Consider the following 23,736-nt stretch of genomic DNA (forward strand, 5'->3'; position numbering starts at 1 on the left):
GAACTGAAGTAACGGAATAAAATGCAATTCCTGTGCCTGTTCGCACAACATTCAAAATTTCGATAAATCTCAGTCGATAGCGGCCGTACTCAGCCTTTTTGCCTCATACCCTCGTATTCTTGAGAGCCTGACGGCGGGGCTATTCCGCGAAGTGACAGGCAACTTTATGCCCGGTCGAAAGTTCACGCCAAGCCGGTATCTCAGCCGCACAACGCTCCACGGCGACCGGGCACCGCGTGTGGAAACGGCATCCGGAGGGCTTGTTCAGCGGGGAAGGAATTTCCCCCTCCAGCTTCTGCGCCGTGCCCCGGTCGTCCGGGTCGAGCGACGGGATCGCAGAGAGCAGGGCTTTCGTATAGGGATGCTTCGGCACGGTGAACAGCTCACGGCTCGGCGCCATCTCGACAATCGCCCCCAGATACATCACCGCCACATAGTCGCAAGTGTGGGCCACAACACTGAGATCGTGGCTGATGAAGAGAAAGGTGATGTCCATATCCTTCTGCAGCGACTTCAGAAGGTTCAGGATGTCCGCCTGAATGGACACGTCGAGGGCCGCAACACTCTCGTCGGCAACGAGGAACTTCGGCTCACAGACGAGCGCCCGTGCGATCGAAATCCGCTGACGCTGACCGCCCGAGAAGGCATGCGGGAAACGCCGCAAATGCTCCAGGTTCAGTCTGCATTTCGCGGCGATTTCGCGGACACGCTCATCCGTTTCCGCCCGTGACTTGGTAAGCTTCATCACCTCAAGCGGCTCAGCGATGATATCGCGCACCGTCATGCGCGGGCTAAGCGCCGCATAGGGATCCTGGAAAATGAGCTGGGCGCGCCGTCGGTATTCCTTCAGTTCGGTCTTGCTCATCGCCCCGATGTCGAAATCGACATCGTCGTCGCGATAGCGCACCTCTCCGCCCGATATCGGCGCCGCCTTCAGGATCGCCCGTCCAAGCGTGGTCTTGCCCGAGCCGCTTTCGCCAACCAGGCCGAAGAAAGAGCCGCGGGGTATCTCTAGCGATACCTCGTCCACAGCCTTCAGCACACTGCCGCCACCAAGCAGACCTTTTCCAACCCCGAAATGAACGGAGAGATGATTCACCCAGACATGGCTGTCCTGACCACTCACGATACGGCCTCCAAGACGGGCTCTACAGCGACGCAGGCAGCCCGGTGGCTCGCCGATACACTCACCTCCCCGGGCCGGGCCGTATCGCAGGTCCCCGGGATGAATTTCGGGCATCTAGTATGAAACACACAGCCGTCCGGACGCTCGAGCGGACTAGGAATATCGCCGGGCACAGGTGTCAGCGGCTCATCCAGATGATCGAGCTTGGGCAACGCGTTGAGCAGGCCCTGTGTATAGGGGTGGGCCGGCGTGCGGATCACTTCCCGCACGCTGCCGGTTTCCATCACCCGGCCGAGATACATCACCGCCACCCGGTCCGCCGTTTGCGCGATCACACCCAGATCATGGGTGATGAAGAGAATTGCCATGCCGAACTCCCCGATCAGGTCCTTCATCAGATCGATGACCTGGGCCTGGATGGTCACATCCAGCGCCGTAGTCGGCTCGTCCGCGATCAGCAGCTTCGGTTTGGTCGAGAGCGCCATGGCGATCATCGCCCGCTGCCGCATGCCGCCGGAAAACTCGAACGCGTATTGATCGATCCGCTTGGAGGCATCGGAAATTCCGACCCGGTCCAGCATTTCGATCGAAAGCTCCCGCGCTTCCTTCTTGTTCATCGAACTGTGCAGCAACAGTTGCTCGACCATCTGATCGCCGATCGAAATGGCCGGCGCAAAGCTCGCCATCGGCTCCTGGAAGATCATGGAGATCGCCCCGCCGCGCACAATCTTCAGATCCTTTGCCTTCTGCAGAGACAGGATATCGATCGGGCCGTCATCCAGGTTGAGCGTGATGCTGCTCTCCGGGCCATAGACCGTGTTGCCGGCATTCAGCTTCATCAGCGCCTTCGCGGTCACGGACTTGCCGGAGCCGCTCTCGCCAACCAGGCCAAGGACTTCACCGGCGGCAATATCGAAGGAGACATTGTCGACCGTGGTGATCAGACCTTCATCGGTCTTGAACTGCACCGTCAGATTGCGGACAGAAAGAAGGGGGGCCGCCATCATTTATGATCCGAATAAGGGTCGGCCGCATCGCGCAGTCCATCGCCGACAAAGACGAAGGCCAGCACCATGCCGACGAAGAAAATAACTGGGATGAAGTACCACTGGTAATTCAGCAGCACATCCGCGCTGGTAACGCTCTGCAGCAGCACGCCGAGTGAATTGACCGGCTCCTTCAGGCCGAGCCCGATGAAGCTGAGCGCTGTCTCGGACAGCACCATGTAGGGGAACGAAATCACCAGATCCACGATGATGTAGCTGGTGAAGCTGGGCAGGAGATGGCGCCGGATAACATGGTTGGCGGAGGCGCCGCACATCTTCGCGGCCAGCACATATTCCTGGTTCCGCTCGGTCAGCAGATGCGTGCGCACACGCCGTGCCAGCGTCGGCCAGCCGATGAAACCGAGAATGATGGAGATGAAGAAGAACCGCGCTTCCGAACTCCATTCGTCCGGAACGAACGCGGCCAATGCCATGAAAAGCGGGATGGCCGGTACGGTCCGGATCGCGTCCGTGAACATCTGCAGCACGCCGTCGACCCAGCCGCCGAAATAACCGGACGCTCCACCGATCACCAACGCCAGCACGAAACTGATGAAGACGCCGATGGTACCAACGGCAAGCGAGGTATAGATCGCGTGCAGGGTGCGGGAAAAGATGTCCTTGCCTGCATGGTCCGTACCGAAGAGATGGATGCCGCCCTTGTCCACACCGAACAGGTGCGTGGTCATCCGGAACCCAGGGATCGCGATATCCAGCGCCTCGCCCGGCAGGTTCAGCTCGAAGCTGAACAGCCGGTATTCCCAGCCGGTCGGGAACAGCTCGACATAGCGACGTTGTTCCGTGTTGATCTCCGTCACCCAGCGGAAGTTCGTCTTGATCGACCGGGTCCGCTCCAGCGTGTGCAGGAAGGGCCGCAAGGAGCAGCCATTGTGATCGCAGAACATCGGGATCTGCGGCGCGCCGTTCTGATATTCCTTGTCCCTTCCCGCGATGGTCGGGTCATAGGGGGACAGGAACGGCGCGAAGAAGCCCATGAGGATTATGGCGATAAGCACCATGCCGGCGACCATGGCCGCCTTGTTCTTCCTGAAGCGCGCCCAGACGAGTTGCATCTGGCTGGCCGTGAAATAGGCTTCCTTGGATTTCTGGTCCGCGCTTTTGACGGGCGCATCCATGGCTGTTTGATCGACCATCGCCCTAGCCTCCCATCACGCTTTTACGGACCCGCGGATCAATCAGCGAGAGCAGGATATCGGTCATGAAATTAAGCGACACGATGGCGGCGGTCAGCATGAAGATGATCGCTCCCGCGAGCTGCTGATCGTTCGACCGGGCCAACCCCTCAAGCAGCAGGGAGCCCGCCTCCGACAGGGTCAGGATCACCGCCACGATCGGCAGCTCATTGAAGACGCGGTTCAAATCGAAACCGAGAGAATTAATGATCGGACCCAAGGCATGGCGGGCCGGATAGCGCCAGAGAAGCTTGCCGCCGGTGACCCCGCGCGCCCGCGCCGCCGTGACATAGAGCTTGCCATATTCGTCCGACATCAGCGCCCGTACCGTCTGCAGGGCGAAGGCCGTGGCGGACCAGCCGAGAATGAAGATCGGCAACCAGGCGTGCGACAGAAAATCAATCACCCGGTCATAGGACCAGGGCGCGTCCCGGAATTCCTTTGAGAACATCCCTGTCAGGGTGTCGCCGAAGACCATGGTGGAAAACAGCATGATCATCAGCGCCAGCAGGAAATTCGGCAGCGCGAGTCCAAGATAGGAGACCAGACGCAAGCTGTTGTTCAGCCCCGGGCTCGACACCGTTGCCGATATGATACCGACGGGCAATGCGATCAGGTAGGCGACCAGAAGAGCTGTGAAACAGATCCCGAGAGAAATCCAGATCTTATCGCCCAGAAGCTGGTTGATATTGACGCGCAGAATGCAGCTGTCACCGAAGTCACCGCGCAGGAACACATTGCCGACCCAACCGGCCCAACGCTGAATATAGGGCTTGTCGAGGCCGAGACGCTGCTCTTCAGCCCGGATATTCTCGATGCTGATCTGCTCGCCCTGGGTGTTCTTGAAAGCGAGATACCGTTCCGCACAGTTCCCCGGCACCATCTCCATCAGTGTGAAGACAATAAAAGAAACCAGCAGCAGCGTGAACACGGCCATGGCCGCGCGCGTGCAGGCAAATTGTATGAATCGCAGCATATCCCGCCCCCGTCGGTCTTAGATCGACCGATCTATTCAGGTCATCGATCTAAAACCGACGCGGCGGGACCAGAGCAAATGCCCAGGCCCCGCCGCGCGGAGATCATCAGCCTTCGTCAGCAAGGAACCATTGCTGCGGACGATAGGGATAGGTCCGGTAATACTCGTAGGACCAAGTCTTGAACTCCGGGAAGTTCTTCAGCGCATTCCGATGATAAATCGGGTTCGGCGCCTGCACCGTGCCGAGGAAGAGCAGGTTCTCGGTCATGTTCTTCACAAGACGCTGTCCGATCTCGGCTGATTCCTTCGTGCCCACCGGAGCGGACTGGAAGGCATCGATGTCAGCCAGCATCTGATCGACATATGCCGGCGGCTTGACACCCTTGGTGCCCTTGCTGTCGACATATTCGGCCCAGAGCATACCGGTGCGGCCTCCGAAATAGTTCTCGAACGGCGGCTGGAACAGTTCGGAATTGCCGAGCACGATGGCAAGCGGCTGGCCTTTCTGCCACATCAGCACATCAAGCTGGTTGGAAGACTGAGCTGAACGATATTCGTCCGGGGTCACTTCCTTCACCGTCGCCTTGACGCCGACATTGGTCCACTGCTGTGCGACCAGCTCGGCGACCTGAGCAGGCATACCTTGTGTTGCGAACTGCAAGTTCAGCACCAGCGGAGCGCCATTTGGCAGATCGCGGGTACCGTCACCGTCCTTGTCCACTACGCCGATCTCATCCAGCAGCTTGTTGGCCAGAGCGGGATCAAACTGCGCGTAATGCTTTTCCCATTTCGGATCGACGAAATCCGGGGTCGGCGAGAAGGCGATATACTGCTTCGGCTGACCGAGATCGAAGAAGGCGACCTCGTTGATCTCTGCCCGGTTCATCGCTACCGACATGGCCTGGCGGAATTTCAAATCACCGAAGACCTTGCGCTTTTCCTCATCCGCCGACGTGACGTTGAAGGAGAAGGTCGGCATGGCAATGGTCGGCTTCAGGTCGACCGTGTAGCCGCCCTTTTCCTGATTCTCCAGCATGAGCGGCGCCGACGGAAGCTGCATGGACTGCGACTTGTAGTCGATCTCGCCGTTCACGGCCTTCAGGATGCGCACTTCGTTCTCGTTGATGTGCACTTCGTCGATTTCGTTGATGTAGGGGAGCTGGTTGCCCGCCGTGTCGACCATATGGAAATACGGGTTCGCCACCAGGTGACGGCCCTCGGTCGTTTCAGCCACGACGATGTGGGATTCCAGCGTCGGGTAAACGCCCTTCGGCATTTTCGGCGCTTTCGCCGGGTCCGACAGCATGATCGACGGCGTGTCGGTCCAGTCGGAGTTGCCGTAATAGGCGGAAATCACCGCGTAGCCATTCTCGAAGCCCAATTCCTTCGCCTTCTTGTCCGCATCCGGATTGTATTTCGGATGGAACATGCCGAAGAAATGCTTCGGCATGAAGGGCTGGGAATAGTGCGTCGCGAAGTGGGCAAGCAGGCCCGGCTTCGGCGCCGGCAGGTTGAACACCACGGTCTGCGGGTCCGGTGTTTCCACCGTCATCCGCTCACCGGCGACCAAAACGTAATCCTTCGGCTTTTTGATGATGTTCTCGTCGAACACCATGTCGTCGTACCAGAACTTGACGTCCTCGGACGTAAACGGCGCACCGTCGGACCATTTGTGACCCTTGCGCAGTGTCATGGTCAGCTTCGTGAAGTCGCTGTTCCATGCCCAGCTCTTGGCCACATTCGGCACGATCGTCGCAAGATCGTCACTGTAGCGCACGAGGCTGACGTGGCGGACGGAAAGCAGATCGGACGTACCTGCTTCCGGCGCGTTCGACAGGCCGTCGAGAACGCCGCCATATGTACCGATCTCGGCGTAGGGCACGACCACCAGCGGCTCTGCCGGGAGGCGTTCCGCGAGTGGCGGCAATGCACCGTTGCCCTGGATCTTGCCGTTCAGGTCCGCCGATTTCGGGTTTCCTGTAAAGGCCAGCGTGCAGCCAGCCGCAGCCTGAAATTCAGCCAGTTCATACTGTTGCGGAAAGGCTCCCGCCTTAACGCCTTTCATGTCGGCCATGGTCATCGGCGGGCAATCGGCCAGTGCCGACCCCGCGAAGGCACAGGCTGCCACGCCAGCTAGAAGAAGTGTTTTACGCATGAAGTCCCCCAATGATTTTGCATGCCGGGTTTCTCCACCCATCACCCGGACTGAGCGACGCTATTCCGCGTCTATTAATATTGCAATGCAGTACGATGACGCTTTTATGACAGTCGCGCCAGCATGAATTGTTGTCAATCTGAGTGCGTCGCACGCTCATAGGTAATTCTTTGACGCGATTTGGCTGATTTTCAGTGTGCAGCGCAACATTCACTTTCAAGCGAGAAACAGCCGCAGAAGCGAATGCGAAAGTGCGAGAGAACGCCTGTCCGCACTGGATCACCAGAGAGAGGCGCCGGTTGTCTCAGTATCGAATTTGGGCTGGCTGTTTTTCAGGAGCGGACTTTTGACGCGGCGGCCGCGAAACGATTGATCGTTGAAATCAACTCCGCCGCCTCGAACGGTTTGCCTATATGGGCGTTCATTCCGGCATCAAGGCAGCGCTCTCGCTCCTCGGCCAGCGCGTGGGCGGTCATGGCAATGACGGGCAGATCCGCAAATCCCAGTTCCTCGCGGATCTTACGGGTGGCCGTCAGACCGTCCATTTCCGGCATCTCGATATCCATGAGCACAGCCGTGTAGCGATCTGCACCCTCCCGCGTCAGGATCTCGAGAACCTGCACACCGTTCTCGGCCACATCCACCGTCATGCCGGCATTCTCCAGCACACCGACTGCAACCATCCGGTTCAGCTCGACATCTTCGGCCAGCAGCAAATGAATGTTCTCAGCAGCAGCCGTCGGATCCTGATTTGCGGCCCGACGGCGAGGAGCTATCGAGCGATGACCGGAACCGGCCTCGAAGAAGGCCATCATCGTATCGATCAAAAAGGAAGTGTTGATCGGCTTGCCCACACAATGCTCGATCCCGAGTGCCCGGAGTTCACCGGTAATCCCCTGCATATCTTCGGCGGATACCATGATGATGACCGGTATCGACGTCTCGCCGCTCTCCGCCTGAATTTGTCTGATGGTTGCGAGCCCGTCCGTGTCCGGCATCCGCCAATCCATTAGGACAACCGCGTAAGGTGACCGAGTCCGGGCCTTGTGATAGAGCGCGGCCGCTTCGTGCCCGGACGCCGCCACATCGACCTTGAAACGGAGACTGGTAAGCGCCTCGCTCAAAGTCTCGCGGACGGTCTCGTTGTCATCGACGACAAGAACCCGGGCCGCTCGCGGATCGATCCCATCGAAGGTCCGTCGCGGCGAGGCACCAGCGACGGGTTCATAGGGCACTCGGAAATGGAAACGGCTGCCTTCTCCAGGCGTACTTTCCAAACCGATACTTCCCCCCATGGCATGGACCAGCTGGTGCGAGATGGTCAGACCGAGACCCGTTCCGCCGTGGGTCCGGGTGGTCGATTGATCCGCCTGGGTAAATGGTTTGAAAAGACGTTCCATCTGATCTTCATTCATGCCGATCCCGGTATCGCGCACTGAGAAGACCAGCCATTCCTGGCCGTCTTCGGTCACGCGTGCGGCATCCACGACAATCTCGCCATTCTCGGTGAATTTGGCTGCATTTCCAGCAAGATTGATCAGGACCTGTCCAAGCCGCAACGGGTCTCCGCGCAGCGCGGACGGGATATTACGGTCGACTGTTATAATGAGTTCGTTAGCGTTTTCCTCGATCTTGGTGCTCACAACCGTCACCAGATTTTCAAGCACGTCATCGATGTCGAACTCTATGGATTCGATTTGCAGCTTTCCTGCCTCAATCTTGGAGAAATCCAAGACATCGTTGATGAGACTGAGCAAGGAACGTCCGGCCGTAGCAATCCGAGAAAGATGGCCGCGTTGATGCTCTGACAGATCGGTTTTGAGCACGAGGTCCGTCAGACCGATGACGGCATTCAACGGCGTACGGATCTCATGACTCATCGAGGCAAGGAATTGGGCTTTCGTCTTCTCACCGGCCTCGGCCGCCGCGCGAAGGGCCGTCTGCTCCTCGGCGAGATCGGCCAGCTCTGCATTGGAGTCCCTCAGACGGGCAAGGACCCACGCCTGTTCGCGATCAAGGGCGAGAATCTTCCATAGGCTCAGTGCGCCAGCGATCAGGACAAAAAGCACGACAAAACCGGCACTCCACCAGTTCTCCCTGTTCTCTGCATCCACCAAACCGGGCTCGACATATCCAACCAGCCGCCAAACCGATCCCGGAATATCGACGCTGGCCCGTATTTCGTTGATCTCGGCCGCGCTCAACGTGATCTCGCGGTGCCCCGCGAGCTCGTCCCTCGCCCCGTCCGCGTTGATTTCAATCAGATTGTCCCGCTCGCGATGCACAAGCGCCAGATAGTGACCGGGGCTTTGGTACGACCGGATCAGGGACTGCAGGACATTGGGATAGAAGCTGACAAAGAAAACGCCGTTCAAACGCTCGCCGCTACGCCACGGCGCCATGATGTCGAAATGGTAATTGTTGGCCTGGGGATGGATGACCGCTTCGTAACCCGCCTTGTGCGCATCGTCGGCAAGCGAGGCAACATATGACTGGATGTTTTCCTGACACTGCCGACCGACAAACCCTTCCAGATCATCGATCAGATCGACGCCGTCACTATCTGCAAGCGTAAACGTGAAATAGCTTGGGAACCAGCGCTGCAGGCTATCGTCGATCCGGGTCCGCAACTGCTCGTCAGCAACATCCTTCGCATATGCGGCCAGCAACGCCTGATTATCGAAAGCGTAGGCCTCTACAAGACGTTGACGCCCTGTGATGAACTGCTCAACGGCATTCGAAGCTTCCCGGACTTCGGATGTTATGATCTCGGTATGTCGATTTTCGTTCTCTGCATTCTGTAGGATGGCGAAATATATCGACGCACCAGCGACAAGCAGTACCGCCCCCACGACAAGAGCAATCGTCGCCCGCGTTCCGTTTCTCGCACCAGTGGCAAACGACTCGTTCTGATTGTCAGCCATTGAATGCGGTTCCAGCCCCAGAGTTTGATCATCCGCAAGAGCACGGCTGCTGAGCAAGGCGTTGACGACGGGTCAAACGCTCTACTCAGCAGAGCCGTATACAAGCGTAGAACTGTTAGGAACTCTAGGAAATTACTGCTAACCGATTGTTAACGACCGGCAAGACAGGTGGTTAGTCTTGCTCACCACCCGGCACTGACATGTGCTTGGCGATATAGGCCGGCTCGCCCATGCGAGCGATGAGATTAAGTTGCAGGTCGAGCCATGACATGTGGCCTTCTTCGTCCAGAGCTATTTTCTCAAACAGCACGCGGGAGCCGATATCGCCCTCTTCCGCCGCTTCACGAGCCGCTTCTGTGTAGAACTTGATCGCGCCCTTTTCATCATCCAGATCGGCCTGGAACATGTCGTTCAGGGACTGGGCCCTTGACGGCGCCTTCTCGAACTTCAGTTCCGGATTGCCGTTCAGGAACAAAATCCGTTCGATAAACGCGTCCGAATGCCCGAGTTCCTCCTGCATTTCCTCACGCATCTGGGCGGCAAGCCGGTCGATGCCCCAATCTTCGAGGACATGCGCGTGAAGCTGGTACTGGTGCGCAGCCGTGAGTTCCATGCCGAGCGCGGTTTGCAGGTTTTTCAGGGTTTTCTTGCTTGCCATGACGGCATATCCCTCCGGTTATGGGTGTGTTTCTAAAGGATGAATGCGCTGCCTTTGGAATAGTTCCATCAGCACCTCACTGCGCCCAGTTCAAATGGAGTGCGGCTGACATATTGCCATAGGTCAGATTGTCGCTGGCAGCCCGATGACCTCACCCGACCGCGTGACAGCCGGATCGTATGCCTTGCGCGCAAATACCGTCCTGACGTCGTCGGCAAAGGACTCGAGTGGATCGCTCTCATAGTCAGGGTCGAAACTCACCTGGTCCCAACGCTCACAGAAATCCGCGCATGACTGGAAACAGGGATTGTCTGCGAAACGGTCTCGCGCATTGCGGTCCCAGCCATAATGATGACCGAAATAATAACTCTGGAAGATGCCGTGATGCTCGACCACCCAGGACACCTCCTCGCGCACGAAGGGACGTAGAATTTCGGCCGCCATCCGGTCATGGTTCTGCGGCGCCAGCCGGTCTCCGATATCGTGCAACAGGGCGGCAACCACCCAGTCTATATCGGCACCGTCGCGACGGGCACGGGTGGCGGATTGCAGGCCATGTTCGAGCCGGGTGATCTTGTAGCCGGACAGCGTGTCATCCGCCTGGGCCGCAAGTTCAGCCAGCAAACGGTCGGCGGTCCCGGCCCGGTAGGGCTCCTCCAGTCGTTCCAGAAGCACATAATCTTCTTTCGTGCCGTCCTTCATCTGGCTGAAGGAAACCGTGGCTCCATCCGTCATGGTCATCACCTCTCATGCCCTACCTATTACGAGTCTCTCGCCAATGCCGCGCATTGGCAACCCAATCCGCGCGGCCAAAACAGCCGCTCAAACGCACTAGCAAACTGTTCCAAATTCGTGACAGCATATGCGCCATGCCGGGCTGGACCTACCCTTGCTCCGGCCACGGATAGCGAAAGGGTCAAACCATGCAACGCATTCTCAGAACCACCGCACTCGCCGGCTTCACCGCCGCCGCCCTCTCTTTCGGCGCAGCCGGCGCCGCGAACGCGGAAGACATCAAGGGCCATGACGGTCTGAACGCCACCTACTGGGTGCAGAATTCCGTCGAATACAAAGCCAATGCCTACGCGCTTTATCAGCTCGCCATGCTGCGCCTCGATCAGGCGCTTGCCGACAAGAGCTGGACCGCTGCTCTGGAGCAGACGGGCGATTACCAGTCCAAGCCTCCTGCCGTCATTCTCGATATTGACGAGACCGTGCTCGACAATTCGCCATATCAGGCCTGGATCGTCGAGAAAGACAAATATTACAGCTCCAAAACCTGGGCGCCGTTCGTCGAGAGCCAGACATCCCGTATCATTCCTGGGTCCTTGGAGTTCACCAAATACGCCAAGTCAAGAGGCGTGAAGGTAATCTACGTTTCCAACCGCAAGGCGCCGGGCGAGGACGCCACCCGCGCGAATCTCAAGAAGTTCGGCTATCCGGTCGACGAGGACACGGATGTGGTTCTGCTGCGCGGCGAGAAGGATGAGTGGAAATCCTCCAACAAGACCCCGCGCCGGGAGCATGTGGCCGCCAGCTACCGCGTGCTTCTGCAGCTCGGCGACAATCTCGGCGACTTCACGGATGAGAATGTAAAGGGCTCGCCGTCCGAACGTCTGGGTACCTATGAGAAACACCAGGCGATGTGGGGCAAGCAGTGGATCATGTTCGCCAACCCGACCTACGGCTCCTGGGAAGGCGCAGCAATCAACAACAACTGGAAAGCCTCCAGCTCCGAAAAGCGCGCCATGAAGCACGCCATCATGGATGAGTGGGAAGGCCCGAAGTAATCCATTCGATCACCGTCGAACAGCACATCAGCAGCCCGGCTTTGCCCGGGCTGCTTTTGTTTTGAGCCTCCAACATCATACAAAAACACCGGATCATCGGATTGTTGACAATCCTATAAGAGGACGCGACTATCCTGCCCGACTCCCTACACAGCTGGACCAATCATGCGTTCTTCCCAGATCCGATTTGTTTCCTTTGACTGCTACGGAACCCTCACCAACTTTGGTGTCGGCGAGCTGACGAAAAGCCGGCTGGCCGATCTTGTTCCGTCCGACTCCATGCCCGGTTTCCTGGAAGACTTCACGGCCTACCGGTTCGACGAGGTACTCGGGGAGTGGAAGCCTTACGCGGACGTTCTGCACCGGGCGCTGGAGCGCACCTGTCTCCGTTGGAACATCGCCTTCAGACAGGAAGATGCAAACGCCATCGTCGAGGCGGTCCCGACCTGGGGGCCGCATGCCGACGTGCCGGCGCCGCTTGCCCGCGTCGCAAAGGAGATCCCGCTGGTGATCCTGTCGAACGCCGCCGACAGCCAGATCCAGTCCAATGTCGACCTGCTCGGCGCACCCTTTCACGCGGTCCTGACCGCCGAGCAGGCCCAGGCCTACAAGCCGCGCCTGCGCGCGTTCGAATACATGTTCGACACACTCGGCTGCGGGCCGGAGCACATGATGCATGTCTCTTCCAGCCTACGATATGACCTGATGTCCGCCAGCGATCTGCGGATTGGTCAAAGGGTCTTCGTCGAACGCGGCCACGGGCCAGGCAATCCGGCATATGGCTATCAGGCGATCCCGGATATCGGCGGCCTGCCCGGCCTCCTCGGCATCGCATAAGGACGTCCGCAGATGGCCACTCCGAACCCCATAGAAAGGGTCACTCTTCCCGTCCAGATCGCCAACCGGCTGCGCACCGATATTCTGGCGGGCCTCTATCCGGGTGGCACCCAACTGCTGGAGGCCGAACTCGCCCTCACCTTCGGCGTAAGCCGAGGGCCGCTGCGGGAAGCAATGCAGCGGCTTGTGCAGGAAGGCTTGCTCCGCAGTGCCCCACACCGCGGGGTGTTCGTCACAGAAGTCGACGAAAAGGACCTGCTCGATGTGTATTTCGTTCGGGAGGCTCTGGAGACAGCGGCGATCCGAAAAATCTGTTCGGAAGGCCGGCAAGCTGCGGTTGCCGATGCCCTGGCGGCAATAGCGGAACGCATGGATAAAGCCCTCAAGAATGGAGACACGACGGCCGGAGGCGATCTCGATTTCGAGTTCCACCGCACCCTGGTCGACGCGGCGAAAAGCGAACGCCTGTCCCGCACATACGCCACCGTTCAGGCGGAAACCCGGCTTTGCCTCCACCGGCTGATGGGTGGCTATCGCAGCAGCAAGGACCTCGCCGAAGAACATTTCCGGCTGGCGGAGACAATCCGTTCCAAAAACATCAACACGATCCTGTCAGAGCTGAGACAACATTTCGGTGATCCCGCCAGCCATCTCCGCAAAGCGAGCGGAACCGCACTCACTTAAAGCCCCCCGAAGAAACGAAACGACATGTCCCTGATCTTCTCGCCCGTCTCTTCAGACGACCTCGGAACCATTGCCGGTCTGGTTCAGGCCGTCTCATGGCCACACCGTCCGGAAGACATAGATCTGATGATCCGGCTCGGAGGCGGGCGTCTGGTGCGGGACGCTAATGAGGGACACGCGCTTGGTGTCGGTCTCTGCTGGACCTTCGGGGACGCCCTGGCGCGGATCGGGCTGATCATCATCGCGCCGGAAAGCCAGGGGCGCGGCATCGGCCGGAAGCTTGTCACACGGCTGCTTGAAGACATCTCCCCGCACCCGGTCGTCCTGCTTGCGACGGATGCCGGGCGCCCGCTCTACGAATCCCTTGGCTTCACGGCCTTCGATACATCCCGGCAGTATCAGGGGGTCTATCAGGGCGCGCCGACCGAAGACCCGCGCCTCCGACAGGGCACAAATAGCGACCTTTCAAACATAGTCGATCTCGACAAGTCGGCCTTCGGCGCCAAGCGCGGGCATGCCCTCAAAAACCTCGCCACGGCGGGCGAGATTGCCGTGCTGGACGAAGGTGGAGCGCTGACCGGATATGCGATTGCCCGGCCCTTCGGGCGAGGAACCACCATCGGCCCGATCGTGGCCGAAAACGAGGCCGATGCCATCACTCTGTTCCGCTCTCTCGCCCGCCCCGGATTTGTCCGTGTCGACTGCCCTGGCGATGCCGCAGCGCTGATCGCGGACATGACCGGCTGCGGGCTTTCGGATGTCGGCGCATCCCCGGTCATGGCCCGCGGCGACTGGACAGCGCCGACGGGACCGCACCGGATCTTCGGCCTCGCCAGCCACGCGCTCGGTTAAGCGGGAGGAGAAATGATGGACCGTATCATCATCGTTGGCCGGGGCATGATCGGCAGTGCCGCAGCCAGGCATCTCGCGGGTCTGACCGATGGCATCGTCCTGATCGGCCCAGACGAGCCAGCAGACTTTGCCGCCCATGACGGCGTTTTCGCCAGTCATTATGACGAAGGCAGGATGACCCGCATCTCGGACCCCGATCCGGACTGGGCCGTGACCTCGAAAAGATCCATCGAGCGCTATGCGGAAATCGAATCAGAAAGTGGCATCCCATTCTTCACCAACTCCCGTTATCTCGGCATTGGCGGCACCGATACCAGCTACCTCGACCGCGCGGAAGCGGCCGGCCGTGCTCTCGGCGCCGATCTGACGCGACTGGACGCACGGGGTATCAGGGCGCTCTACCCGTTTCTCGCCGTGCCAGACGATGTGGACGGATTGCATGAAGACCGGAATGCCGGGCACCTCAATCCGCGCGCGATGGTGAAAGCCCAGACAGAGGCCGCCCGAAAGCGCGGCGCCACAATTGTCAATGATCGTGTAACGGCGATCCGCCCCGTCCCCGGCGGCGCTGAGGTCGAGCTGGCGGGCGACACCGTCCGGCAAGCTGGGAAAGTGCTGATTGCGACCGGCGGCTTCACCGACGCCTGCGCACTGTCGCCAGTGGACTTGAAACTGCGCGTCTTCGGACGGACTGTTCTGCTTTGCCGGATAGAAGGATCTGTTGCTCAAGAACTCTCAAACATGCCGACCCTCGGGCACGCGGAGACCGGCGCCTATATCCTGCCGCCCATCCGCTACCCGGACGGTCACGACTACCTGAAGATCGGCATCGGCACGACAGAGGACCCGGAGTTCAATTCTTTGGAGGAGCTGACCCGCTGGTTCAAGCAACCGGGATCGAACACCAACCAGAGACGGTTCCGGGCATTTCTTGAAAACCTGATCCCGGTGCTGAACGAGTGCCGCCACTGGCACACGGCCACCTGTGCAGTCACCTGGACCGCGACCGGCCTTCCCTATATCGACCATGTGCTGGACGACCGGATTGCAGTCGCCGTCGGCGGTAACGGAAAAGGCGCCAAATCATGCGACGATTGGGGCTGGATCGCGGCGCATCTGATTGCAGGGGTCGAATGGAAGCATCCAGTCGATCGCACCCGGCTTCGGATACCGGGACACATCGCCTCCTGACCAGTCTTCGAGCCCTCACTCTCCCGCAAGCGCCCGCAGAAACGATCAACGGTTCCGGTAAATCAGTGAACTGGCCGCATCCTTCGGACTGATATCTTTTGTCCGAGGCTCCACCGGAATGTTTCCCACCATGAAGCCGACACAAGCTCCCTGCTCATCTGCATAGGGAAGGATCATGCGCCGCCATGCTTTGGGTGCGAGCCAGCTCGGCGACATGGATTCCGTATAAATTGGCCGTCCCGCGCGATAGACCGCGAGATAGCAGGCCCGATACAGCAGAGCGAGCGGCGTCCTTGTTTCCCGGCACATTTCCGAGAGCGTTTTCCCGGTCCAGTCATGCCCGGCATATTCAGCGACACCGGTACCGTAGACCCGGTATCGCGCGTCGAATCCCTCGTCCAGAACATCCAACATCATGATGTTCCCGATCGCCTGCCGAAGCTCGAGAACGTCGATGTCCTTGCGTATCGGCAAGCGGCCCTCCGCCTCCCGGATCGCAGCCCAATACTTGAACAGGAACGCGAGTTTGGATTCCGGCACGACCGTTTCGGGGCAGACAAACGCGATCTCGGCACTGATATGATGGAATTCCGGAGTTCGCTCGCCATTGATAATACGATCAGCCGATGCCTCGATGGCTTGCGGCATCGGCTCCGACCAATCTGACTCACTATCGGGACCAGTATTGCCGCTGATCGCACTCACCCTCGAAACTCCCTATGTCTCCCGTGAACGCATCCTAACCGTGCGGCGGCCCCACCCCTACAAAAAACACCCGCAAAAAGCCTTCCCCAAAGGCTTCTCGCTTGTGCAGCATTTTTTACCATGCACCGCACAATTTTATAGCTCTGAAATCTTGACATCGGTCAAACCGTGATTATTTTCCGACCAGATGGAAATAAATGAGAATCCGTATAAACATGGTTGGACGCCCCAGATCAATAGACCGTGACGCCGTACTGGATGCGGCGCAAGCCGTTGTAGCCCGCGACGGCGCCGGACAATTGACGCTGGATGCCGTTGCGCTTGAAGCCGGCATCAGCAAGGCCAGCGTGCTTTATGACTACAAAACGAAACAGGCCCTGATCAAAGCCCTGGTCGAGCGGCGTATCGCTTCGGAAAACGCAAAGATCCAGGAAATTGAAACACGGCTCGGCCCGGTACCGAATATCGCGATCCGCGCACAATTGAGCTCAGAACTGCAGGAGCGCTCGGACGAGGATCGCGCCGTCATGCTCGGTCTCTGCGCCGTCGTCGCACAGGACGCAGACCTTCGGCATCCGGTGCAAGACATGATCGCGCAGCGCATCGCGCATGTGTCAGAAACCTCGGAAACACCGCGCGGCCCGCTGCTTGCGTTTCTGGCCCTGGAAGGCCTGAAAGCACTGGAGTGGCTGGGCCTTCATCAATGGCCGGTCGAAGAACGAAAACGGCTGCTTTCCGAAATTCGCTGGCTCGTCGATCAGACCCCCAAAGAATGCCCGTGCGACAAGGTGACGGATTCATCTTGAGTCAGCCTTCTTTTGTAAATCATCCATTTGCCCATAACGATCCGCAGCAAGCCTCCAGAATCTGAAGCCGGGTCACCCCACAGGAGTTCATTATGCCCTTTCACAAGATTTTCCGGGCCCTGGCTTTGACTATTGCGGTCCTGCCGGTCCTGGCCGCCTGTGATATTGATCCGACAGGGGACAAACCGGCGGCAACGGCTCCGGCGCGGCCGCCAGTCGCGGTCAGCATCATTACCGCCGCCGCCGAAGATATTCCAATTGTGAATGAGCTCCCCGGGCGTATTGCACCGACAAATATCGCCGAGGTCCGACCTCGTATTTCAGGATTGCTTGTTAAACGGGTTTTCGAGCAGGGTACCGTCGTCAATCAAGGCGACGTTCTCTACAAAATCGATCCGGCGCCGTTCGAACTTCAGGTCCAGAGTGCGCGCGCAACCCTGAAACGCGCCCTGGCAACACAAGAACAAGCCAAGCGAACCGCAGACCGGCAGGAGGAGCTACAATCACGCAAGGTTGCCAGCGCCCAGACACGCGACGATGCCGTCGCCGCCCTCGCCCAGGCTGATGCGGATGTCGCGCTTGCCCGTGCCGGTCTTGCCGCGGCTGAACTCGATCTCCACTACACAGACGTCAAGGCACCGATCTCCGGCCGGATAGGGCGCGCCCTGATCACAGAGGGCGCCCTTGTCGCCAGCACCAGCACCGAGAGCCTCGCCGTGATCCGGCAACTCGATCCAGTCTATGCCGACTTCACCCAATCGGCCAAGCAACTCCGGGAACTCCGCAAGGCCATGAAGGGCGGCGAAATATCGGTTTCGGCCGATGGTGCTGCAACAGTTCACCTGTTCTACGATGACGGCGTTGCATATCCGGAGAGCGGGCGCCTGCTCCTTCAGGAAAGCACGGTCAATTCGAACACCGGTCAGATCACCCTGCGCGGCGAGTTCCCGAACCCGGACAGCGCCCTCCTCCCCGGGATGTATGTGCGGGTCCGCATCGAGCAGGGCATCCGGCACAACGCGATCGCCGTGCCCCAGCAGGCTGTCCAGCGCGATACAGCGGGCAAGGCCCGGCTCTATGTCGTGAAGCAGGACGGAACGCTGGAACTTCGGCAGGTCGCACTTGGCGAGGCTACAGGCAACCGATGGGTCGTGGAAAGCGGCCTCGCTGTCGGCGAACAGGTTGTCGTTGAAGGCTTCCAGAAGGTCCGGCCCGGTTCGAAGGTGACACCACAGCCGTGGCAGCAGGCCGCAAATTCAAGCGCCCAGTAAGGCAGAGCAGACATGGCAAGCTTCTTTATTGATCGTCCCATCTTCGCGTGGGTCGTCGCCATCTTCATTATGCTGGCCGGCGCCCTTGCGATCCCGTTCCTTCCCGTCGCGCAATATCCAAATGTCGCGCCGCCGCAAATCACGGTCGGCACCAACTACCCGGGCGCGACCCCGGAAGATATGTATGAAAGCGTCACACGTCCGATCGAGAACGAACTGAACGGCGTTCCCGGCCTGCTCTATTTCGAATCGACATCAGACGCTTCCGGACAGATCAGCATCACCGTCACGTTCGAGCCCGGCACGGACGTCGCCGATGCCCAGGTTGAGGTCCAGAACCGGATCAGCCGGGTCGAAGCGCGCCTGCCGGAAACCGTCTCCCGTCAGGGTATGCGGATCGAGCGGGCTGGAACCGGCTTCCTGCTTGTCGTCACCCTCACATCGACGGACGGGACGCTCGACGCTATCGGGCTGGGAGACTATCTCAGCCGTAATGTCGACGGCGAGATCCGGCGGATCGGTGGCGTAGGCAACACGCGGCTGTTTTCCACCGAACAATCCATGCGCGTCTGGCTCGATCCGGACAAAATGCTCGGTCTGAACCTCACGTCGGAAGATGTGGTCAACGCAATCCAGGCCCAGAATGCCCAGGTCGCCGCCGGCCGTATCGGCGCAAAGCCGGTTACAAAAGATCAGCAGATTGCCGCCAGTGTACTGGTGAAAGGACAACTCAAGACCCCCGAGGAGTTCGGTGCGATTGTTCTTCGTGCCGAGATCGACGGCTCGACCGTAAGGCTGCGTGATGTCGCCCGCGTCGAGATCGGCGGCGAGTCCTACACCTCCGCCGCACGGCTGAACGGACAGCCCACAGCCGCCCTTGGCGTACAGCTTTCGCCGACGGGGAACGCACTCGAAACTGCCAATGCCATTGAAGCCAAGATGGAAGAGCTTGCCCGCTTCTTCCCGGATGGCGTGGAATACAAGATCCCCTACAACACCGCGCCATTCGTGGAGGTGTCCATCGAGAAGGTTCTCCACACGCTTATTGAAGCGGTTGGGCTGGTCTTCATCGTGATGCTCATCTTCCTGCAGAGCTTCCGCTACACGATTATCCCAACACTGGTTGTTCCGGTGGCTCTTCTTGGCACCTGTGCGGTGATGATGGTGTCCGGCTTCTCGATCAACGTGCTGACAATGTTCGCCATGGTGCTGGCGATCGGCATCCTGGTCGACGACGCCATTGTCGTGGTTGAGAACGTCGAACGCATCATGAGCGAGGAAGGCCTTTCCCCGCGCGAAGCAACCCGCAAGGCCATGAAGCAGATTACCGGGGCAATCGTTGGCATCACACTGGTGCTGATGGCGGTGTTCGTCCCGATGGCCTTCTTCCCGGGTGCGGTCGGCGTCATCTACCAACAGTTCAGCCTGACCATGGTTGTGTCGATCCTGTTCTCCGGCTTCCTTGCGCTGTCCCTGACCCCGGCCCTGTGCGCCAGCTTCCTGAAACCGGTCGAGGCCGGTCACTCAATGGCGAAACGTGGCGTCTTTGGCTGGTTCAACCGCGGTTTCGACAAGACCGCACGCGGGTACAGCAGCGTCGTCGGCCGCATGATCCATCGGACCGGACGGTACATGATCATCTATCTGGCCCTGCTTGCCGGGCTTGGGTATCTCTGGATGCAGCTCCCGACCGCGTTCATTCCGAATGAGGATCAGGGCTATCTTCTGGTCGACATGCAGGCTCCGGCGGAAGCCAGTGCCAATCGCACCCTGCAGGTGATCGAGCAGGTTGAGTCCACCTTCATCGGCAAGGAAGGCATCGCCGAGATCGTGACCGTGGCGGGGTTCAGCTTCTCCGGAACGGGTGACAATGCCGCTATCGCTTTCGTGCCGCTCAAGGACTGGAGTGAACGTGGACCAGAGAATTCCGCCACGGCCATCGCCGGACGGGCAAACGGCCAGCTGTTCCAGATCAAGGACGGCCGGACCTTCGCGCTGTCGCCACCACCAATTCGCGGTCTCGGCAATTCCAGCGGGTTCGATTTCCGGCTGCAGGATCGCGGTGGCCTGGGCCACGAGGCGCTAGTCGAAGGCACGAACCGGCTATTGTCGGAAGGCGCTCAGAGCCCGATCCTCCAGGGCTTGCGTATTTCCGGTCTACCAGATGCCGTGCAGGTCAATCTGGTCGTTGACCGGGAAAAGGCCAACACCTTCGGCGTTACCTTTGCCGACATCAACGAGACGATCTCAACCCAGCTCGGCTCGACCTATGTGAACGACTTCCCGAATGTCGGCCGCATGCAGCGGGTGACCGTGCAGGCCGATCATGACCAGCGGATGTCCACAGACGACATTCTCAAGATGACGGTCCGCAACACCCATGGCGGGATGGTCCCGTTGTCCAACTTCGTGACCGTGGAATGGGTCACCGGTGCGGCTCAGGTTGTCGGCTATAACGGCTATCCGACAATCCGTATCAGCGGTCAGGCGGCTTCCGGCTATTCATCGGGCGATGCCATCGGGGAGATGGAGCGCATCGCCAATGGCCTCGGCGCCGGGTTCGGCTATGAGTGGACAGGTCAGTCGCTGCAGGAGATCCAGTCCGGTGCCCAGGCACCGTTGCTGATCGCACTCAGCATCGTCTTCGTGTTCCTGCTGCTGGCAGCACTCTACGAGAGCTGGTCGATCCCGATCTCGGTCATGCTGGTGGTGCCGCTGGGCGCCATCGGCTCCGTCCTTGCCGTCATGTCACGGGACATGCCGAACGACGTCTACTTCCTGGTCGGCCTGATCGCCATCATCGGTCTGTCGGCGAAGAACGCGATCCTGATCGTGGAATTCGCCAAGGATTTGCGGGCAGAGGGGCAATCCCTGTTCAACGCGACGGTCGAAGCCGCGCGGCTCCGGTTCCGGCCGATTTTGATGACCTCGTTCGCCTTCTCCTTTGGCGTGCTTCCGCTCGCCATCGCGACAGGCGCCAGCGCGGCCAGCCAGAATGCCATCGGCACAGGTGTGCTTGGCGGCATGATTTCCGCAACCGTGCTCGCGGTCTTCTTCGTCCCGGTCTTCTTCGTCTTCGTGATGACGCTGTTCGGGCGGAAGACGAAAGTCGAAGAGACTTCCGAAGCGGCGGAATAGACCCACCAAGGAGATACTCCCGGGCGGCCGCGCGTCGCCCGGGTCACCCGCCTCGACCCGGCGGCACCGGAAGCTATTCCCTTATTCCTTGATTTGCCGAACCGTTCAGGCTGCCATGGTAAACATGGAGATGAGCCATCATAGACGTACGCAAAAAGCGGCGTTCTCAGGTCCAAGCCCAGTAAAACGTACTCCCGTGGGCGCCGATACTGACAAGCAAGCCACTTTTGTGCGTATCAACCGCCTGTTCAGAATCTGGAACGCTCTTCCAGGCAGCAAAAAACGCAAGGACCTCGATCCGGTAGCGATTGGTGCAGAACTGCTCCCGCATCTCTGTCTCGGTCACTATCTCGGGAACGGCGCAGACTTTCGGTATGACCTTATCGGCTCCGAGATCGTCAAACTGGCACCCCGCCTCTCACCCGGGTCGCTGGCGAGTGACACGATGCGGATACAGAATACCAATCAGGATCACATTTTGACGCTGTTCCTTGAAGCGGGTGTCGAACAGCGGCCAAAAATCCATGAAATTCGCTACAATTCTATCGACGACGTTCCTCTGAGAATATTCGCCGCGTTGCTGCCGCTGGGTCTTCACCAGAAAAAGAGTTGTGCGGAGGATCTGCTAGTGGCCGTCTGGCGAACCGCAGTGACGGGCGTGATAGAGAAAGACAATTCAACCGACTTGACCGGAGAATTTTTGCAATTCTCCGGCAGCACCGTCTGACAGTCCCATCACCGTTCCAATAGATTAGTTATCCGATGCCGGAAACTGCGGCAGGCCATCCTTGATGCCGTAATAATCGCCCTTGTCCGCAACATAGATGTGGCCGCGAACAGTCAAATCGGACGGGCCATCGAGTGCGCCAAGTGAGACGGAAATTTTTGAGCTGTCGGTATCCACGAAAAACAGCGCAGAGCCGCATTCCGCGCAGAATCCCCGGCGCGCCTTATCGCTCGAACGATACCATTTAAGGCCCCGATCTTCGGATATCCTGAGATCGTCCTTGTTCAGGGTCGAGGAAACCCAAGCCTGACTGGCCTGCTTTCGGCACATGGCGCAATGGCAGGCTACGGGCTGCTTCATCTGCCCGGAAATCTCGAAACGAACCGCGCCGCAAAGACATCCGCCTGCCCGAACCTTTTCTCCCACTTGCCTGCTCCCTTGTCGCAATGATGAGTATCTCGCGGGAATGTTCCTTTTTTGTTCCATAATGTCAACAAACGCCCGCAAAAGAAGGTCATTGGACAGCGGCGCCCGCAGCGCCTAATCATCGACACGCTCTTCACTCTCGCGGCCCAAGATCATGCATCCATCCCATAGCCTCTTTTCCGACACCTACTTCACGGCCCGGCAACGCTTCCTGCGAGCTGTCGAAGACAAGGGATACGCACTGGAAACCGCGCGTCATCCGTTGAGCTCACGATTTCCGGCCGAAATCGCGACCGATACGGTCAGGATCGGGCCGGATCGCGCACGCCGGGTGCTGTTCATCAGCTCCGGCCTGCACGGCACTGAACTGTCGGCCGGGTCCGGCATTCAGCTCGGTTTGCTGGATGAGATTGAGGCGTGGCTGCCGGCGGACACAGCCGCGGTTTTTATTCACGGCGTCAATCCGTACGGCTCCGCCGCAATGACGCGAACGGACGAGAACAATATCGATCCGAACCGGAACAACCTGGTTTCCTTCGATAGCCTGCCGCAAAACCCGGATTACGATGCACTGCATGACGCGCTCTGCCCGGCGGTCTGGTCGGGTCCGGAGCGGGACAAGGCCGAGGCCCGGATCGCGGCTTACATCGCGGAAAACGGCTTCGAGAAGTTCAGCCGGAAAGTTCTGGCCGGTCAGTATACCCATCCGGACGGCCTCTTCTTCGGCGGCACGTCGCGGAGTTGGACGATCGCGAACCTCGCAGGAGTCGTCGCCCGGCACGGTGCTGGAGCGGACCGACTGGCAATTGCTGATCTGCATACGGGGCTTGGGGAATACGGTGCTCTGGAAGCGATACGCCGAGACAAAGAGCCGAGGAAGGACGCAGCAAGCAGCCAGATCCGTCATGTCGCCTGCGACGTGCTGGACGATGTCGTCTGCCCTAAGCCCGCCATCAAGGTCATCCTGGAATTCGGCACCCGCCCGATAGACCATATCGTCACAATGCACAGGGCAGACACATGGCTTAAATTCCATGGCGATCTGCACACACCGCTCGGTCGCCGGATAAAGGCGGAGCTACGGGACGCGCTCTTCTGCGACGATCCGGCATGGCTGGAAGCCATCTACACACAGGGCGTATCCGGATGTCGCGCGATCCTCGAAGAACTCACGACTTGATCAGGTAGCGGTCCACGTTGACAGCGCGCGATCCCGATGCCGGAATGCCCC

Annotated in this window: 20 protein-coding genes; 10 read left to right on the top strand and 10 right to left on the bottom strand. The window is 59.3% G+C overall.

What is annotated here, in order from left to right; genetic code table 11:
• Positions 1–139 precede the first annotated feature (139 nt).
• From VOI22_RS08705 to VOI22_RS08740, 8 genes are all read right to left on the bottom strand, one after another.
• A complete protein-coding gene (locus VOI22_RS08705) occupies positions 140–1,126 on the bottom strand; it encodes an oligopeptide/dipeptide ABC transporter ATP-binding protein (protein ID WP_323796113.1) in 987 nt (328 codons plus the stop codon).
• Positions 1,123–2,133, bottom strand: a complete 1,011-nt coding sequence (locus tag VOI22_RS08710; RefSeq protein ID WP_323796114.1) for an ABC transporter ATP-binding protein — start codon at positions 2,131–2,133, stop codon at positions 1,123–1,125. The genes VOI22_RS08705 and VOI22_RS08710 overlap by 4 nt, the downstream gene beginning before the upstream one ends.
• A complete protein-coding gene (locus VOI22_RS08715) occupies positions 2,130–3,326 on the bottom strand; it encodes an ABC transporter permease (protein ID WP_323796115.1) in 1,197 nt (398 codons plus the stop codon). Before VOI22_RS08715 ends, VOI22_RS08710 begins: the two co-directional genes overlap by 4 nt.
• 4 nt (positions 3,327–3,330) lie before the next feature.
• Positions 3,331–4,341 (bottom strand): ABC transporter permease, encoded by a 1,011-nt coding sequence (locus VOI22_RS08720; protein ID WP_028464467.1) that lies wholly within the window; start codon positions 4,339–4,341, stop codon positions 3,331–3,333.
• A gap of 106 nt (positions 4,342–4,447) precedes the next feature.
• A complete protein-coding gene (locus VOI22_RS08725; RefSeq protein ID WP_323796116.1) occupies positions 4,448–6,496 on the bottom strand; it encodes an ABC transporter substrate-binding protein in 2,049 nt (682 codons plus the stop codon).
• A 332-nt stretch (positions 6,497–6,828) separates the two neighbouring features.
• Positions 6,829–9,420 (bottom strand): response regulator, encoded by a 2,592-nt coding sequence (locus VOI22_RS08730; protein ID WP_323796117.1) that lies wholly within the window; start codon positions 9,418–9,420, stop codon positions 6,829–6,831.
• Positions 9,421–9,592: 172 nt separating this feature from the next.
• Entirely contained in the window at positions 9,593–10,078 is a 486-nt protein-coding gene (locus VOI22_RS08735; RefSeq protein WP_323796118.1) for a bacterioferritin, read from the bottom strand.
• A 123-nt stretch (positions 10,079–10,201) separates the two neighbouring features.
• Complete coding sequence (locus tag VOI22_RS08740) at positions 10,202–10,819, bottom strand: HD domain-containing protein (protein WP_323796119.1); 618 nt, start codon at positions 10,817–10,819, stop codon at positions 10,202–10,204.
• A 182-nt stretch (positions 10,820–11,001) separates the two neighbouring features.
• Here VOI22_RS08740 and VOI22_RS08745 point away from each other — a divergent pair, with 182 nt between their 5' ends.
• The 5 genes from VOI22_RS08745 to VOI22_RS08765 all read left to right on the top strand — a co-directional run bounded on the left by VOI22_RS08745 (position 11,002) and on the right by VOI22_RS08765 (position 15,432).
• The gene (locus VOI22_RS08745; RefSeq protein ID WP_323796120.1) at positions 11,002–11,868 is read left to right on the top strand and encodes a 5'-nucleotidase, lipoprotein e(P4) family; all 867 of its coding nucleotides are present in this window, start codon (positions 11,002–11,004) and stop codon (positions 11,866–11,868) included.
• Positions 11,869–12,033: 165 nt separating this feature from the next.
• Entirely contained in the window at positions 12,034–12,705 is a 672-nt protein-coding gene (locus tag VOI22_RS08750; RefSeq protein WP_323796121.1) for a haloacid dehalogenase type II, read from the top strand.
• A 12-nt stretch (positions 12,706–12,717) separates the two neighbouring features.
• Positions 12,718–13,389, top strand: coding sequence for a GntR family transcriptional regulator (locus tag VOI22_RS08755; RefSeq protein ID WP_323796122.1), 672 nt, complete (start codon positions 12,718–12,720; stop codon positions 13,387–13,389).
• Between the two features lie 24 nt (positions 13,390–13,413).
• On the top strand, positions 13,414–14,241 hold the full coding sequence (locus tag VOI22_RS08760; protein WP_323796123.1) for a GNAT family N-acetyltransferase: 828 nt from the start codon (positions 13,414–13,416) through the stop codon (positions 14,239–14,241).
• A gap of 12 nt (positions 14,242–14,253) precedes the next feature.
• Positions 14,254–15,432, top strand: a complete 1,179-nt coding sequence (locus VOI22_RS08765) for an FAD-dependent oxidoreductase (RefSeq protein WP_323796124.1) — start codon at positions 14,254–14,256, stop codon at positions 15,430–15,432.
• A gap of 45 nt (positions 15,433–15,477) precedes the next feature.
• Here the strand turns inward: VOI22_RS08765 and VOI22_RS08770 are convergent, their stop codons facing one another.
• Positions 15,478–16,137 carry a PAS domain-containing protein gene (locus VOI22_RS08770; RefSeq protein ID WP_323796125.1) on the bottom strand — a complete coding sequence of 220 codons (660 nt, stop codon included), beginning with the start codon at positions 16,135–16,137 and terminating at the stop codon, positions 15,478–15,480.
• Positions 16,138–16,334: 197 nt separating this feature from the next.
• On the opposite strand from VOI22_RS08770, the gene VOI22_RS08775 reads away from it, so the two are divergent.
• The 4 genes from VOI22_RS08775 (at position 16,335) to VOI22_RS08790 (ending at position 22,079) form a co-directional block, all read left to right on the top strand.
• The gene (locus VOI22_RS08775) at positions 16,335–16,943 is read left to right on the top strand and encodes a TetR/AcrR family transcriptional regulator (protein WP_323796126.1); all 609 of its coding nucleotides are present in this window, start codon (positions 16,335–16,337) and stop codon (positions 16,941–16,943) included.
• Positions 16,944–17,035: 92 nt separating this feature from the next.
• Complete coding sequence (locus VOI22_RS08780; RefSeq protein WP_323796127.1) at positions 17,036–18,214, top strand: efflux RND transporter periplasmic adaptor subunit; 1,179 nt, start codon at positions 17,036–17,038, stop codon at positions 18,212–18,214.
• A 12-nt stretch (positions 18,215–18,226) separates the two neighbouring features.
• Positions 18,227–21,352, top strand: a complete 3,126-nt coding sequence (locus VOI22_RS08785; RefSeq protein ID WP_323796128.1) for an efflux RND transporter permease subunit — start codon at positions 18,227–18,229, stop codon at positions 21,350–21,352.
• A 130-nt stretch (positions 21,353–21,482) separates the two neighbouring features.
• Positions 21,483–22,079: a hypothetical protein gene (locus VOI22_RS08790; RefSeq protein ID WP_323796129.1), complete on the top strand. Its 597-nt coding sequence runs from the start codon at positions 21,483–21,485 to the stop codon at positions 22,077–22,079.
• A gap of 24 nt (positions 22,080–22,103) precedes the next feature.
• Here the strand turns inward: VOI22_RS08790 and VOI22_RS08795 are convergent, their stop codons facing one another.
• Positions 22,104–22,505: a GFA family protein gene (locus tag VOI22_RS08795; protein ID WP_323796130.1), complete on the bottom strand. Its 402-nt coding sequence runs from the start codon at positions 22,503–22,505 to the stop codon at positions 22,104–22,106.
• A 154-nt stretch (positions 22,506–22,659) separates the two neighbouring features.
• Between VOI22_RS08795 and VOI22_RS08800 the strand changes: the two genes are divergently transcribed.
• Positions 22,660–23,685 (top strand): DUF2817 domain-containing protein, encoded by a 1,026-nt coding sequence (locus VOI22_RS08800; protein WP_323796131.1) that lies wholly within the window; start codon positions 22,660–22,662, stop codon positions 23,683–23,685.
• Positions 23,686–23,736: the final 51 nt, after the last annotated feature.

The sequence above is a fragment of the Nisaea sp. genome, assembly GCF_034670185.1.
GTDB lineage: Bacteria > Pseudomonadota > Alphaproteobacteria > Thalassobaculales > Thalassobaculaceae > Nisaea.

Coding starts and splice junctions, on each gene's coding strand:
- VOI22_RS08790 (WP_323796129.1), top strand. CDS start 21,483: ATGAGCCATCATAGACGTACGCAAAAAGCGGCGTTCTCAGGTCCAAGC.
- VOI22_RS08765 (WP_323796124.1), top strand. CDS start 14,254: ATGATGGACCGTATCATCATCGTTGGCCGGGGCATGATCGGCAGTGCC.
- VOI22_RS08775 (WP_323796126.1), top strand. CDS start 16,335: ATGAGAATCCGTATAAACATGGTTGGACGCCCCAGATCAATAGACCGT.
- VOI22_RS08735 (WP_323796118.1), bottom strand. CDS start 10,078: ATGGCAAGCAAGAAAACCCTGAAAAACCTGCAAACCGCGCTCGGCATG.
- VOI22_RS08715 (WP_323796115.1), bottom strand. CDS start 3,326: ATGGTCGATCAAACAGCCATGGATGCGCCCGTCAAAAGCGCGGACCAG.
- VOI22_RS08750 (WP_323796121.1), top strand. CDS start 12,034: ATGCGTTCTTCCCAGATCCGATTTGTTTCCTTTGACTGCTACGGAACC.
- VOI22_RS08780 (WP_323796127.1), top strand. CDS start 17,036: ATGCCCTTTCACAAGATTTTCCGGGCCCTGGCTTTGACTATTGCGGTC.
- VOI22_RS08725 (WP_323796116.1), bottom strand. CDS start 6,496: ATGCGTAAAACACTTCTTCTAGCTGGCGTGGCAGCCTGTGCCTTCGCG.
- VOI22_RS08730 (WP_323796117.1), bottom strand. CDS start 9,420: ATGGCTGACAATCAGAACGAGTCGTTTGCCACTGGTGCGAGAAACGGA.
- VOI22_RS08785 (WP_323796128.1), top strand. CDS start 18,227: ATGGCAAGCTTCTTTATTGATCGTCCCATCTTCGCGTGGGTCGTCGCC.
- VOI22_RS08755 (WP_323796122.1), top strand. CDS start 12,718: ATGGCCACTCCGAACCCCATAGAAAGGGTCACTCTTCCCGTCCAGATC.
- VOI22_RS08800 (WP_323796131.1), top strand. CDS start 22,660: ATGCATCCATCCCATAGCCTCTTTTCCGACACCTACTTCACGGCCCGG.
- VOI22_RS08710 (WP_323796114.1), bottom strand. CDS start 2,133: ATGATGGCGGCCCCCCTTCTTTCTGTCCGCAATCTGACGGTGCAGTTC.
- VOI22_RS08720 (WP_028464467.1), bottom strand. CDS start 4,341: ATGCTGCGATTCATACAATTTGCCTGCACGCGCGCGGCCATGGCCGTG.
- VOI22_RS08745 (WP_323796120.1), top strand. CDS start 11,002: ATGCAACGCATTCTCAGAACCACCGCACTCGCCGGCTTCACCGCCGCC.
- VOI22_RS08740 (WP_323796119.1), bottom strand. CDS start 10,819: ATGACCATGACGGATGGAGCCACGGTTTCCTTCAGCCAGATGAAGGAC.
- VOI22_RS08760 (WP_323796123.1), top strand. CDS start 13,414: ATGTCCCTGATCTTCTCGCCCGTCTCTTCAGACGACCTCGGAACCATT.